Source organism: Actinophytocola sp., from assembly GCF_036402745.1.
GTDB lineage: Bacteria > Actinomycetota > Actinomycetes > Mycobacteriales > Pseudonocardiaceae > Actinophytocola.
Window position 1 is genome coordinate 25,784 of sequence record NZ_DASWSJ010000078.1, and the last position, 14,400, is coordinate 40,183.

Here is a 14,400-nt window from a genome sequence, read left to right on the forward strand (position 1 = left end):
CTGATCGACTTCACCGACAGTCATTCCGCGGGCGGCAGCCAGGCGAGCTGGACCAACCTCGCCTCACCCCTGCGGCTGATCAACCTGCCGCGCCCGGGCGGCAGCTGCTCCGGCTTGAGACCACCGAGCAGCGGGCCCTCGTCCTTGTGGCCGGACATCATCAGCCCCGTCGCCCCGACGTCCCGGAGCCTGCCGAGGAACGGCTCGTACATCGCCCGGCCGGCACCGCCGATGCGCCGGGTCACCACCACGTGCAGCCCGATGTCGCGGCCCTGCGCCAGCAGCTCCATCAGCGGCATCAGCGGGTTGCTCAGCTGCGTGGTGACGAGGTCGTAGTCGTCGACGAGGACGAACAGCTCCGGCCCCTGCCACCAGCTCCGCCGGCGCAGCTGGTCGGGGGTGACGTCCGGCCCCGGCAGCCGGGCCCGCAGGCCGTTGACCGCGTCCTCGATCAGCTCGGTGGACGTCGCCAGGTCGCTGCCGTAGCCGAGCAGGTGCTCGGTCGTCACCTCGCCGAGCAGCCCGCGCCGGTGGTCGATGACGATCATCCGCGCCTGGTCGAGCGCGTAGGTCGTGGTGATCCGCCGGGCGATCGTGCGCAGGAACGTCGTCTTGCCGCAGTCCCCGTCGCCGAACAGCAGCAGGTGCGGGTCGGTCCCGAAGTCCAGCCGCACCGGGGCGAGGTCCTGCTCGGCGATGCCGACCGCGAGGCGCAGCTGCCGCGGGTCGTCGGTGGGCGCCAGCACCTGGTAGGGCACCCGGGCGGGCAGCATCCGCACCGCGGGCGCCGGCTCCCCGGTCCACGCCCGGCCCACCGCGTCGACCAGGCCGGCCACCCCCGCGGTCAGGTCGCCAGCGGTGCGCTTCCCGTCGACGCGTGGCAGCGCGGTCAGCACCTGGTGCTTGGACCCGGCGAGGCCGCGGCCCGGCGCGTTGTCCGGCACCCGCAGCGCGCCGACCCGGTCGATCGCCGTGTCGATCGGGTCGCCGAGGCGCAGCTCGACCTTGCTGCCGAACAGGTCGCGGATCTGGGAGCGCAGGTCGAACCAGCGCGCGGAGGTGACCACCAGGTGCACGCCGTAGTTGAGCCCGCGGGCCGCGATGCCGACGATCACCTCCTCGAGGTCGTCGAACTCCTTGCGCAGCGTCAGCCAGCCGTCGACGACGAGGAACACGTCGCCGTGCGGGTCGTCGGTGACCGTGCCGTTCGCGCGCAGCTCCCGGTAGGTCGGCATCCCGTCGATGTCCTGCTCGGCGAAGCGCCGCTCGCGCTCGGCCAGCACCGTCGCCACCTCGGCCACCGTCCGCCGCACCGCGCCGACGTTCTGCCGGCCGGCCACGCCGCCGACGTGCGGCAGCCCGCGGACCGAGCCGAGCGCGCCGCCGCCGAAGTCCAGGCAGTAGAACTGCACCTCGCGCGGGGTGTGGGTGAGCGCGAGGCTCGCGATGACGGCACGGATGGCCGTGGTCTTGCCCGACTGCGGACCGCCGACGACGACCGCGTGCCCGGCCGCGGCGGACAGGTCCAGCACCAGCGGGTCGCGCCGCTGGTCCAGCGGCCGGTCCACCACGCCGACCACCGCGCGCAGCGCCCCGTTCAGCGCCTGGTGCGACGCGCGCAGCCCGCGTGCCGGATCGGCCTCGACCCCGCCGAGCAGCTCGTCCAGCGTCGGCGACTCGGCCAGCGGCGGCAGCCACACCTGGTGCGCGGGTGTGCCGCGGCCGGCGAACCGGTCCACGAGGATGTCCAGCAGGCTCTCGCCGATCGCGTCGTCGTCGACCACGTCGGGCTTCTCGTCGGGGTCCGCCTCCAGCCGCGGCGCCACGTAGCTCGTCGAGTACTCGGTCAGCCCCACCGGGTCGGGCCCGCCGTGCGCGGGCGCGCCACCCACCGGCAGCGGGCTGTGCACCCCGGACACGTAGGCGGAGCGGAACCGGGCCATCGGCTCGTCGCCGTAGCGCAGGAAGCCGTGGCCGGGGGCGCGCGGCAGCGAGAACGCGTCGGCCACGCCCAGCACCGTGCGGCTGTCCATGTCGGAGAAGGTGCGCAGGCCGATCCGGTAGGACAGGTGGGCGTCCAGGCCGCGCAGCCGGCCCTCCTCCAGCCGCTGGCTCGCCAGCAGCAGGTGCACGCCGAGCGAGCGGCCCACCCGGCCGATCTGGACGAAGATGTCGATGAAGTCGGGCCGGGCCGACAGCAGCTCGCTGAACTCGTCGATCACCACGAACAGCGACGGGACCTCGGCGAGCGGCGCGCCGGCCGCGCGGGCCTTCTCGTAGTCGCGCAGCGAGGAGAAGTTGCCGGCCGCGCGCAGCAGCTCCTGGCGGCGGACCAGCTCGCCGTTGATCGCGTCGGCCATGCGGTCGACCAGCGGCAGCTCGTCGGCCAGGTTGGTGATCACCGCGCTGGTGTGCGGCAGCCGGTCCAGCCGGGTGAACGTGGCGCCGCCCTTGAAGTCGATGAGCGCGAAGTTCAGCGAGTTCGGCGGGTGGGTGATCGCGAGCGCGAGGACCAGCGTGCGCAGCAGCTCGCTCTTGCCCGAGCCGGTCGCGCCGATCAGCAGGCCGTGCGGGCCCATGCCGTCGAGCGCGGACTCCTTGAGGTCCAGCTCGATCGGGGTGCCGTCGGGGCGGATGCCGAACCGCACCCGCAGCCGGTCCCGGTTGGGCCGTGGCACCCAGGTGTCGGTCGGGTCGAACGCGTACGGGTCGCCGAGGTCGAGCAGCTCCTCGAGACCGAGCTCGCTCGACAGCGGCTGCTCGCCGCGGGCGCCGTCGGTGAGCCGCAGCGGCGCGAGCTGGCGGGCCAGGGCCTCGGCGCTGACCACGGGCAGCGCGTCGGCCGTGCCGAGCTCGATCTCGCCGTCGGCGGTGTTGCTGGTGAGCGTGCCGTCCGGGGCGACGTCGAGCACGACGGCCGACCGGTCCGGGGCCCGCGGCGGCACGGTGGTCAGGTCGATCACCGTGGCGCCCTCGACCCCCGCGCCGGCCATCAGGTGGTCCGAGCCCGCGACCGAGCCGCCGTCGAGCACGACGACGAGGTGCGGCCCGGCGACCCGGGTGGCGCCGTCCTCGGGGTCGAACCGCGGCCGGTTGGCGAGCAGGTCCTCGAGCATCGCCTCGAGCATCGTGATCGTCGGGGCGACGAGCCGGATCGGGCCGAGCGCGTCGGCGCGCTCCGGGTGCAGCGCATGCGGCAGCCACTTGAGCCACTCCCACTCCGCGCGCCGCTGCGGCCCGGCGCAGACGGCGATGCGCAGGTCGTCGGGTGAGTGCAGGGTCGCGAGCTGGGCGATCATCGCGCGGACGAGCGCCGCGGCCGGCTCACCACCGGCCTTGGCGGAGCGGACGTGGATGCGGCTGAACCCGTTGACCGCCATGGCGAGCGGCAGGTCCGGGACGGCCGAGTAGGTGGTGATGAACCGGCGCAGCGCCAGCGCCGAGAGCGGCTCGAGCTGCTCCATCGGCTTGGTGTCCGGCGCGATCAGCGTGGTGGCGAGGCTCTGCCGGCCCAGGCCGATGCGGGCGACCCCGAAGTCGGCGTCGGCGCGGCGGCGTTCCCACAGCCGGTAGCTCGTGGCGACCGACCACAGCGTGCCCGGGTCGGGGTGGAGGTACCAGAGCGCGGTCCGCTGCCGGCGCGCGGTGCGGCCAACCCGGACCCGGTGCTGGGCCAGGCCGCGCAGGTAGAGCCGGCGGGCGTTGCCCATCTCGCGCTTGCTCGGGCCGCCGCCGTTGAGGAACGCGACGCCGACCATCCCGAGCATGGCGACGCCGAACAGGCCGAGGACGACGTAGCGCAGCGCGCCGACCCCGCTCTGGTTGAAGCTGCCGCTGAACATCAGCACCATCGCGGCCATCATCAGGACCATCGGCAGCACCATCAGCGCCTGCGTCCACTGCCGGCCGGGTGGTGCCGGGATCTCCGGCGGCGCCTCGAGCACCAGCTCGCCGGAGGGCATCTCCGGCGCGGACCGGCGCAACGGCCTGCGCACCACTACGGTCGCCACGACTTCCTCCCGCCTCCCGGTTCACTACGGCGATCGTCGCCGCTGGTTGGGGCGTGTGGCCGGTGGTGGCAGGAAGGTGCCGAGGCACCCGCTCGCGCCGTGCCGCGCGGTTAGCGTCGATTTCGTCCAGCTGACCGACGAAGGAGCAGGCAAATGGCCGGAAGCGCGCTGTGGGCCACACCAGAACAGTTGTATGTCGCGTCGAACGCCGCGAAGACGATCGCCGGTGACATCCAGGGCTACGTCGCCCGGGTCAACGGCCAGGTGGCGACGTTGATGGGGTCCTGGAGGGGCACGGCGCCGCCGGCTTTCCAGGCCCAGCACCAGAGTTGGAACGACACGATGACCAAGCTGATCCACGAGCTGGAGCGGGTCAGCGACGCGACCAGGAGGTCCGCCGACGCCCAGCGGACGGCCGACGAGGACTCGACGGCCGCGGTCGGCCGGGTGGGCCCGGGCCCCGTCAGCACGGCACTCGCCGGCTGAGCGCAGGACAGACAACGGAAAGGAGACGACCGTGGGTGAGATCAGGTACGAGTTCGCCGCTCTCGGCGACGGCAACACCGCGTTGAACACGTCGGCGAACGCGATCGCCGACGCGAAGGACACCTGGCGCCAGATGGTCGGCAAGACCCTGGAGAGCTGGCTCGACCAGGCCGGTGGCATCTTCAACGAGCTCGGCGTCGTCTGGGACAGCGCGGCGGCCAAGAACGTCGAGCACCAGGCGGCGCTCGCCCAGGCCGTCGCGCAGTCCCAGACCAACGGGGAGAACGCGCTGGCGCAATGCGTGGCGGCACTCGGCAACTGAGCACCTCCGCAACACGCGGCGGCCCCGGGATCTCCTCCCGGGGCCGCCTTCTCGTGCCCGACCCTCAGTGCCCGACCTCAGTGCCTGACCTGCTCCACGGGGGGCGGCGGGAACAGGAAGATCTCGTCCGGCGGCTCCTCCCGGGGCGTTCCCACCGGCAGCGGGCCGGTCCGGCCGGCGAGCCAGCGCCGGCGCCGGCCGCGCGGCAGGGTCACGGCGAGGATGCCGGCGACCGCGATCGCGAGCACCACCAGGCCCGCGCCGACCTTCGCGCCCGTGCTCGTCCGGTCCCACCACGCGAGCTCGCGCGCGGCGGCCTCGTCCACGGGCGGGTCGGTCACCGCGGGGACGGCCAGCGGTCCCGCGGCGGAGAGCTTCTCGGTCACCGCGCGGTACGGGTCGACCACGCCGGCGCCGTACTCCTGGCTGCCGTGCCCGCCCGGCGCCGGGTCCGCGGTCGCCAGGATCCGCGCGGCGACCTGCGGTGCGGTGAGCTTGGGCCAGGCCGCCCGCACCAGGGCCGCCGTGCCGGCGACGAACGGGGCGGCGAAGCTCGTGCCGGTCCAGTAGGCGTGCCCGGCGACCCGCGCGGCCGCGAGCACGCCCTCGCCCGGCGCGACCAGGTCGACGTAAGGCCCGACCTGGGACCTGTCCGAGCGCACGCCGGCGATGTCGACCGAGCCGACGCCGAGCACCCCGTCGTAGGCCGCGGGGAACGACGTCCCCGGCCCCTGGCCCTGCCGGTTGCCGACCGCGGCGACCAGCAGCGCGTCCTTGGCCCGCGCGTAGGCCACCGCGTCCCGGATGGCCCTGAAGTCGCCGTAGCCCGACAGCGACAGGTTGATCACCCTGGCGCCCTGGTCCGCGGCGTAGCGGATGCCCCGGGCCACCGCGTCCGCGCTGATCGGCGTCGGGTCGCCCTGGTCGTTGAGCTCCTGGTCGGTGATCCGCACGGGCAGGATCCGCGCGCCCGGCGCGACCCCGCGGAAGCCCACTCCGCGCGCGGGCGACGCGGCGATGATCGAGGCGGCCGCGGTGCCGTGCGACTCGCAGGCGAAGTTGCCGGGCAGCTCGCCGACGAGGTAGAAGTCCCGGCCGGGCAACACCTTTCCGCGCAGCTGCGGGTGGTCGGCGTCCACCCCGGAGTCGACCACGGCGACCGTGACGCCGGCCCCGGTGCTGTGCGGCCACGTGCGGTCGAGGTCCAGCAGCCGCTGCGCCCACGGCAGCTCGGGGACCTCGGCCCGGGCGGGCTCGGGGTCGTGGCAGGCGCCCTGCGGCGGGGCGGCCCAGGCGGGCGCGGGCATGCTCACCGCGAGCGCCGCCAGGACGACCGCGACGGCGGTGCTGGTTCGGCTCATGATGTCGAATGATGTGCGGTCCTCCCGCCGTGCGGCCCGGGGTGGCCGGAACCGGTCAGGGCCGCCCGCGCCCGCCGCGCGCCGGACATGCTGAGTGTCCGGAAGCGACGGTGGGAGGCGCGATGGACCTGCTCGCCGGCGGCCTGTCGGGTCGCCTCGCCGAGTACGAGCGGCTGGCCGAGCAGGTCGCCGCCATGCGCGCGGGGATCCAGGACGTCCGGGCCACGGAGTTCTCCGCCGACGGGCTGGTCACCGCGGTCGTCGGGGGTCGCGGGGAGCTGCTCGAGCTGGAGCTGGACCCGCGAATCTACCGCGACCAGAACGCGGCCGCGCTGGCCGAGTCCATTGTGGACACCGTGCACGCGGCGGCCGCGACGGCGGAGCGCGAGGCGGTGCGGCTGGCCAAGAAGCTGCTGGCGGGCTCGGCCGGTTCGGACCGCGACGTCGACCCGATGTTCGACCCGGCGTCGCACCTACTGCGGCGAAGGGGGTAGCGGCCATGGACGGGATCAGCCGCGACGGCGCCGGCATCGACATGTTTCCCGAGGAGACCGAAGCGGTGATGTCGCAGCTCGGTACCGCGGGGGCCGCCCTGCACACGGCGTGGCAGGGGAAGCTGGGCGAGATCGCCGCGCTGGACAGCCAGCTCGGGCGGGGCCCGCTGGGCGAGGCGGCGGAGCGGGACTACACGCCTGTCGTGGACAACGTCGTCGGGAACATGAACGACCTGAAGTCGCGGGTGGAGAACAAGGTCGACATCGGGCACCGGGCCGTGCGGCTCTACGTGGAGCAGGACCGGGCCAGCAAGCAGAACTTCGACAAGACGTAGCCCCTCGCCATGGGGATGCAGAAGCCCAGCAACGAGCTGGTCGCCGAGCTGGACAGGATTCTCCTGTGGTCGTGGTGGCCGCCCGACGACGAGGACGTCGCCTACCAGCTCGGTGACCGCTGGCGCGAGGCCGCGGAGCTGGTCGAGCAGGGCGCGGCGAAGCTCGACACGTGGGTCGCGCGGGTGACCGACGTCTGGGGCGACGTCGCCGGCGTGCAGTTCCGGGACGACGCCAAGGCCTACGGCGAGGACTACCGCACGTTCGCCAAGCAGATGCGGATGCTGTCGGAGTTCGCAAAGGCCTACGGCGACCAGGTCAAGAAGGCCAAGGACGACATCAAGGTCGAGATCGGCGTGAACCTCGCCCTGTTCGTGGCTTTCTCCATGATTCCCGGCGGTTTCCTCGCGGGCCGGCTCGCCCACGGTGTCGCGTCGGAGATCACCGCGCTGCTCGTCGGCCGCGCCGCCGCGGGGATCGGCAGCAAGCTCGCCGGTGGTCTGGTGAAGCTGGGCGTCGAGACGGCGAAGGAGATGTTCGACGAGGCCACGGTCAACGCGCTCCAGCAGGGCGTCGCGAACGTCCGCGGCACCCGCAAAGGCTTCGACCTGGCGGAGCTACGCGACGCGACGATCACCGGCGGGGTGGGCGGGGTACTCGGTGAGGGCCTCTCGGGCGCCACCAAGCTCGGCGCGAAGGCCCTGAACAAGGCGGGCGTGCCGACCCCGTCCCTGCCGAACAACCACCCGGGGATAGCCGTGCAGGCCTTCGGGAACAACGCGGTGACGTCGCCGACCGCCGGCTACCTCGTGGAGAACCACGACAACAAAGAGGCCCTCACGAACGTGGGCGGCTACGTCAACGCCATCAAGGAAAACGGTGTCGGCGCCGGCGTCCTGGGGGCCGCCCGAGCGAACTCCGTGCATGCGGCGGAGCAGGTGAACCCACTGCGCACCACCCCGTCGAGTGACGGCGGTGGGGGTGGCAGCGGTGGCGGACCGGCCTCACCCGGGGCCGACCCGCCGACGCCGCGTGGTCAGCCGCCGTCCGCCGCCGGTGGGGCCGGTGGGGCCGCCGCGGGGCCGGGGCCTGGCGATCCTGTCGCCGCCGGCACGGGCACACAGAGCACCGGCGCAGGCGCCGGGGCGGCAGCGGGCGCCGCGAGTGGCGCGAGCGCCGCCGCTGGAGGGCCCGGCGCACCCGCGGCCGCCGACCCCGGGGTGGCCGCTGACCCCGGGACAGCCGCGGCGAGTGGCGGCGGCGCAGCGAGCGGAGGGGGTGGGGCCGGCAGCGGCGGCACGGCAAGCGGCGCGGCAAACGGCGGCCCAGGCGCAGCCGCGGCGGGTGGCGGCGGCGCGGCAAGCGGAGGCCCCGGCGCGGCCGGTGGCGGCGCGGCAGGTGCGGCAGGTGGCGGCGGCTCGTCCGGAGGCGGCGGAGGCCCGACCGCAAGCGCAGCGAGCGGAGGCCCTGGGGCAGCCGCGGCCGGAGGCGGTGCGGCAAGCAGCGGCCCGGGTGCGGCCGCGGCCGGTGGCGGTGCGGCAAGCGGAAGCGACTTGGGCGCGGGCGCGGCGAGCGGTGGCACCGGAGCGGCCAGCGCCGCTGGCCCAGGGTCAGGCGGTGGCCCAGGCGGTGGCCCAGGCGGTGGCCCAACCGCGACCGCCGGCGGTCACCCATCGACCGGTGGCGGTCCGGGAGGGGGCGGACCAAGCGCAACCCCCAACGGTCATGGACCGACCGGCGGCGGCCCCAGTGGAGGCGGACCGGGGGCCACCACGGGTAGCAGCCCAGGAACAACCAGTGGTGGCCCAGGCAGCGGCGGACCTGGCGCGACCGGCAGCGGACCGGGCACCGCCAGCTCCGGCGGCCCGAGTGCACAGAGCCCTGCAGGCGGCGGTCCCGGTGGGGGCGGGCCGGGGGGAGGCCCGAGTGGCGGCGGGCCGGGCGGAGGTGCCACCCACACCGGACCAGCCGACGGAAGCGGACCACCCGCCGGCCCGGACGGAAACGGCGGTGGCCCCGACGGAAACGGCGGTGGCCCGGGACCAACCCACACCGCACCGAACGGCTCGGGCCCCGACGGCTCCACAACCACGCCCGGCACCTCGACGCTGCCCGGCACCTCGACACTGTCCGGCCAGGAAGCCGCGAGCCCCAACGGAACCATGAGCACCGCCGCGCCGGTGATCACCACGGGATCGACGGGCCCGATCCAGCACACCAGCACCCCGGCGCCACTGCGGGCAGCCACGGCCACCCAGCCATCCACCACCCGATCCGACCCCAGCCGCTCCCAAGAGTCCACACCGGACGCCACCAGCGACACGGCCGACGAGGACAGCGGCCACCCACCCACCGCCGACGGCAGTGCCACCGTGAACGGCAGCGCCCCCGGCAACACCAAGCCGGCCACCGGAGAAGCACCCGGTGGCAACACAACCACCAACCCGAACGCCACCCCCACCGAAGCCGGCCAACGCGACGACGGCCCCCGAACCACCACGCCAACGATGCCCGGCGCCGGAGCGGCCCTCGCCGCCGCGGCGAGCACAACGTCCCCCACACCAAGGCCGACGACGCCGACGAAGCCGCCCACCCACACCAAGCTGACCGGCCCAGCGAAGCCAGGCCCCACCAGCCGGTCCGGCACCGGCGCGAACAACTCCCCGTCGGGAGACCCGAACGCCGCCAGCAACAACCCAGCGCACACCGGACCGAACTCGGGCAACCACTCGCCGAACCCGGCCGGGGGCGACAACTCGCCGTCCGCCGATCCCAACGCCGCCAACAACCCACCAGGCAACAGCGCGACCCCCACGAACCCGAGCCCCGCGGCCGCGAACCCGAACGGCGGCAACAACCCAGCCGGGCCGGCCACCAACCCAGGGCAAGGCCGCATCGCCGCCGTGCTCAGTGGCGTAGCGGGGGCCGTGCCCAGGTCCGGCTTCTTCGCTCGGGTCGGGGACAACCGGCTCATGCGCAACGTCGTCCAGGCGCTCGCTCGGGCGGCCATGACGCGGACCGCCGGCGGCGAGAACGGGGTTGCCCGCGACGCCGGGGTCGACAGCGTCCGGGACATGGGTGGCGGGCGGTTCGAGGTGACCCGGCTCGATGGGTCCACGTTCACCGTCGTCGTGGATGCGGGGGCCACGCACGACGGGAGTCCCGCCTCCGTCCGGGTCTCCAACGGGGTCGGCGAGATCTCCGTGTCGCCCAACGCAGACGCCAACATCGTCGAACGGGCGCTCGCCAACGCCGTCGCCCAGGCGGATCAGCTGCTCTCCGGCAACACCGCCACCGAGTCGGTGCTCACCGCGGATCGGCATCCCGAGGGGCGGACCGAGCTGACGCCGAACGATCACGGGCGGCAGGCGGAGCTGCGCAACCTCGACCGGACACTGCGCCAGACCTCGCGGCTGCGGCTGCTGCGCCGCCTCCACACTGCCAACGAGATGCGGGCTCTCGTCGAGCACCTGGGGGTCCACAGCGACCAGGGCGGCGCACCGCAGCGCCGGGCCGTCGCCTCGGCCGACATCGACGCGCTCCTGCAGCGGCACGACGGCACCACCCTCAAGCGCCGCCCGAGCTGGGCCACCGATCCCGACGGGCTGCCCCGGTGGCACGCGTTCCCCCTGGTCTTCGCCACGCAGGCCATGCCAGGGGCGGCCGCGAGCACGGCGGCCATCGCCATCGCGGGCATCGATCCGGGTGCCAGCCCCGTGGCGGGCATCGCGATCGGGGTGGCGGCGCTCGCGCAGGCGACCGCGGGCACGCTGGTCCGGCGGTGGTACGGCGCGCGTGAGAAGTCCACAGTGGACGCCAACCACGCGTGGGCGGGCAAGGTCCGCGAGCACGAGGTGGCGTTGCGGCGCAAGCGGCTGTTCGACCCGCTGCTCGCGCGCGTCCGGGCGGCCGGGGTCGATCTCGGCGGCGGCCCCGTCGAGCCGGCGCCCGGCGAGCGGCCCCCGCAGGTGCAGCCGTACTGGGCCCGGTTCGTCAACCGCGCCGTGCCACCGCTGACCGCCGCCGCGGCGGCCAGCCCGTTGCTCGCGCTCGGGCTGCCCGCGTGGACGCTCGCCGCCTACGCCGGCGTGGCCACGTGGCACGTCGCGTTCGGGCCGCTGGTCGAGCGGCTGCTGCGGGTCAGGGAAGTCACCGGCGAGATGCACCTCATCGACGGCGTCGGCCGGGAGCTCGACCCCGCCACGGCCGCGTTCGACGAGACGCTCGCCGAGACCCTGCACGGGCTGATGGACCGGATCGACCGCATCGCGGGCACCGTGGCCGCGCCGCACGGTCCGGCCGGGCTACCGGTGCCGACCACGGGCATCGACGACGCCACGATTCGCGAGTACCTCCAGAACGCGGCCCCCGGCGAGGCCGGCAACCTGGCGCGGGCGGCCATGGACGCGGCCACCAAGATCGGCCAGCAGGCGGTGGAGGCGCTGCTCGCCGGCGGGCTGCGGACGCTGGTGGGCACGATCGCGATGGCGGTGCTGGACAAGAGCTACCACCTCAGCGAGTTCGCCGCGATCGGCGAGCAGGTGCGGTTCGACTTCGGCACCAAGCAGGCAGAGCAGCTGGCACTGGGCCGGCAGACCCTGCTCGACATGGTCGCCGCCGCGGACCGGCAGATCACCGCCGCCGAGCAGCTTCTCGCGGCCCACCAGCGGGTGACGACCTCCCTGCCGAGCCGGGCCGCCGACCTCCAGCACCCCACGCCACCGAGCGGTGACCGGCCGGCCGGGATGCCCGGCAAGGGCGTGTTCGCCAAGTACGGCCTCGCGCAGCTGGTGGCGTCGGCCGGCGCGCTCGTCACCGCCACCGTCGCGTTCGACCAGGCGTGGGCCGGGGTCGTCGTGGCCGGCAGTGCCGCGGTGCTGGCGGCGGGCACGATGGCCGGCCGGTACCTGTTCCGGCGTGCCGAGCAGCACGCGGTGGACGCCCAGATCGCCGCCGACCGACTCAGGGAGCGCACCGCCGAGAGCGCCTACGCGGCACGGCTCACCGAGTTCGCCGGCGAGTTCCTGACCAGAGAAGTCGCGGCGGCCCAGGGGAACAACACCGGCCCGGCCACGGGAAACCCGAAGATCCCGGTCAACCTCGGCGAGTCCGACCCGCGGTACCCCGACTACGTCCAGGGCCTGGCGGCCGCCGAGCGCGAGCGGCTGTTCACCGAGCCGCGGCCGTGGTCGCTGCTGGCCCCCCGGCTGGACGGGCTCCACCGGGTCGACCGGCTGGCGGAGCGGGTGCGCGCGCTCGCCGCGGAGGTCGGCACCGACCCCCGGCCGCTGCGGCGGGCCCGCGCCGACCTCACCAAGGCCTGGTCGGACTACCGGCGGCTGGTCAGCGACGGGACCCCGCTGCCGACCGACCACGAGCAGCACAGGGGCCGGCCGACCGCGCGCACCACGCCGGGCCAGTACCCGGGCGCCAGGCCGCAGCTCAGCGAGAAGCTCACCGAGATCCTCGCCGACAGCGAGGTCACCCCCGGCGGCCGGGCGTACTACGAGCGCGGCGACGAGGACATGTGGCAGGCCGCGCAGGAGGTCCCGCCGCTCGCCGGCTACTACACCGTCGACATGCACGGCGACCCCTACGCCGCCGAGGTCGGCGACGTGGAGATCAACGCCGAGGAGCTCGCCCGGCTGCTGGCGAACGACCCGGCCTGGACCGGCCAGCCGATCCGGCTGTTCGTGTGCGAGAGCGGCAAGGCCGACGACGGCCTGGCCCAGCAGCTCGCCGACCGCCTCGGGGTCGAGGTCCTCGCGCCGACCGAGCTGGCGTGGTCCGAGCCGGACGGGACGACCTACTCCGCCTCCGAGAACGGCGTCGACGAGGACGGGAACCCGATCCCGACCGTGCCGCACGACGGCGAGTGGCGCACGTTCCGCCCCCGCACCCCGGCCGACCCGCACCTGTCCGTCCAGCACCCGCGCGCCGACCCGCACCTGTCCGTCGAGCACCCGCCGGTCCCGCGGCGCCGGCCGCACCCCGAGCTGACGCCGCGGGAGCGGGCGGCGCTCGAGCAGCACCTGGACGAGCTGGCGCGGGACAACCCGGAGAAGTTCGCCGAGACCGCGAAGGACCCGGACCACAACAACAAGGTCACCAAGGGCTCGCGGGACGAGGCGCGCATCGCGCTCGACCTGCACGACCGCGGCCAGGGCCCGCTCGCGGGCGACTACCGGCGGCCCGACGGCCCCGGCCAGGGCGACTTCATCGGCGGCAACGGACGGCCGCAGGACCTGAAGGGCGTGCACTCGGACTGGCCGCCCGAGGTACCCGAGCACGTGCGGCAGCGCCCGTTCCCGAATGCCTACACTGAGGCCGACTTCCGGGACACCGTCGAGGGTCAGTTCGCGCGGGGCCGCGATGTCGTGATCGACACCCGCAACGCCAACCAGGCCGCTATCGACGACATGCGGCGCATCGTCGAGGAGGAGGGCTGGGGTGACCGCATCACCTGGTACCCGTGACGTCTTCTACGGCATCGACACGGACCTGTCCGATGTGGACCTGTCCGGCCGGGACCTCACCGAGGGCTGGCTCAGCAGATCCCGGCTGCTCGGCGCCACCCTGCGGAACTGCTCGCTCGTGCGGGCGCACGTGGAGGAGGCCGACTTCTCCGAAGCCGACCTCAGCGGCGCCGACCTCACCAAGGCATCCGGACGCGGCTCCGTGTTCCGCGACGCCCGGCTGCACGGCACGGACCTCAAAGCCGCCGAACTCAACCGCGCCGACTTCACCGGCGCCGACCTCACCAGCGCCAACCTCGGCGACGCACTGCTCACCCGATCCACCCTCGCCCGCGCCAACCTCACCAACGCGACCGCCGACAAAGCCGTACTACGCAACACCATCCTCGATGAGGCGCAGGTACGCGGACTCACCGGCACCGTCATCGGCCCCATCTCGGTGATCTTCCGCGGCCAGCGCACACTGCTCGACGGACCCGACCTCGAGCAATGGTTCAACACCCGAGGCGCCCGGATCACCCGGTTCCACGCGAGGGAGGCATCGTGAGGTTCGCCAGGCTCTTCGACGGCAGGGACGAGGCCGACAACCCGGTCTTCGCACCGGACCGGCCCCGCATCGGCGACCCGGCCGAGCGCGACCGCGTCGCCGCGTTCCTCCGCGCCGGCAAGGTGATCCGGCGAACCACCGGCCGCACCACGGACCGGCTCGACCCGGCGCGGGGCAAGCAGGTCCCGATGTCCACGCACACGGACGGCACGTGGATCTGGAACGCGGGCCTGCGCTACTACCTGGAGACCTACGGCATCGCACCGGAACCGGAGTTCCTCGCACACATCGCCGCCTCGGGGTACGAGGCCGTGACCCCGGAGGAACCGGCCTGGCGCGAGGCGCTCGAGGCACTACGCGCCCGCGGCTGA

9 protein-coding genes are annotated in these 14,400 nt (G+C 74.4%); 7 read left to right on the top strand and 2 right to left on the bottom strand.

Translation table 11 applies throughout. The features are described from left to right. Window positions 1-20: 20 nt before the first annotated feature. Window positions 21-4,010 carry a type VII secretion protein EccCa gene (eccCa, locus tag VGD70_RS07505; protein ID WP_331079484.1) on the bottom strand — a complete coding sequence of 1,330 codons (3,990 nt, stop codon included), beginning with the start codon at window positions 4,008-4,010 and terminating at the stop codon, window positions 21-23. Between the two features lie 153 nt (window positions 4,011-4,163). Between eccCa and VGD70_RS07510 the strand changes: the two genes are divergently transcribed. Next, window positions 4,164-4,496, top strand: a complete 333-nt coding sequence (locus VGD70_RS07510; protein WP_331079486.1) for a WXG100 family type VII secretion target — start codon at window positions 4,164-4,166, stop codon at window positions 4,494-4,496. 31 nt (window positions 4,497-4,527) lie between these two features. After that, window positions 4,528-4,818: a hypothetical protein gene (locus VGD70_RS07515; protein WP_331079488.1), complete on the top strand. Its 291-nt coding sequence runs from the start codon at window positions 4,528-4,530 to the stop codon at window positions 4,816-4,818. A gap of 77 nt (window positions 4,819-4,895) precedes the next feature. Here the strand turns inward: VGD70_RS07515 and mycP are convergent, their stop codons facing one another. Next, window positions 4,896-6,179 carry a type VII secretion-associated serine protease mycosin gene (gene mycP / locus VGD70_RS07520; RefSeq protein WP_331079490.1) on the bottom strand — a complete coding sequence of 428 codons (1,284 nt, stop codon included), beginning with the start codon at window positions 6,177-6,179 and terminating at the stop codon, window positions 4,896-4,898. A 122-nt stretch (window positions 6,180-6,301) separates the two neighbouring features. Between mycP and VGD70_RS07525 the strand changes: the two genes are divergently transcribed. The 5 genes from VGD70_RS07525 to VGD70_RS07545 are packed head-to-tail and all read left to right on the top strand — an operon-like array spanning window position 6,302 to window position 14,400. Further along, the gene (locus tag VGD70_RS07525) at window positions 6,302-6,673 is read left to right on the top strand and encodes a YbaB/EbfC family nucleoid-associated protein (protein ID WP_331079492.1); all 372 of its coding nucleotides are present in this window, start codon (window positions 6,302-6,304) and stop codon (window positions 6,671-6,673) included. A gap of 5 nt (window positions 6,674-6,678) precedes the next feature. Beyond that, window positions 6,679-7,008 (top strand): hypothetical protein, encoded by a 330-nt coding sequence (locus VGD70_RS07530; RefSeq protein ID WP_331079494.1) that lies wholly within the window; start codon window positions 6,679-6,681, stop codon window positions 7,006-7,008. 9 nt (window positions 7,009-7,017) lie between these two features. Further along, window positions 7,018-13,482: a hypothetical protein gene (locus VGD70_RS07535; protein ID WP_331079495.1), complete on the top strand. Its 6,465-nt coding sequence runs from the start codon at window positions 7,018-7,020 to the stop codon at window positions 13,480-13,482. Continuing rightward, window positions 13,457-14,029 (top strand): pentapeptide repeat-containing protein, encoded by a 573-nt coding sequence (locus VGD70_RS07540; RefSeq protein WP_331079497.1) that lies wholly within the window; start codon window positions 13,457-13,459, stop codon window positions 14,027-14,029. The genes VGD70_RS07535 and VGD70_RS07540 overlap by 26 nt, the downstream gene beginning before the upstream one ends. Continuing rightward, a complete protein-coding gene (locus tag VGD70_RS07545) occupies window positions 14,026-14,400 on the top strand; it encodes a hypothetical protein (RefSeq protein ID WP_331079499.1) in 375 nt (124 codons plus the stop codon). Before VGD70_RS07540 ends, VGD70_RS07545 begins: the two co-directional genes overlap by 4 nt.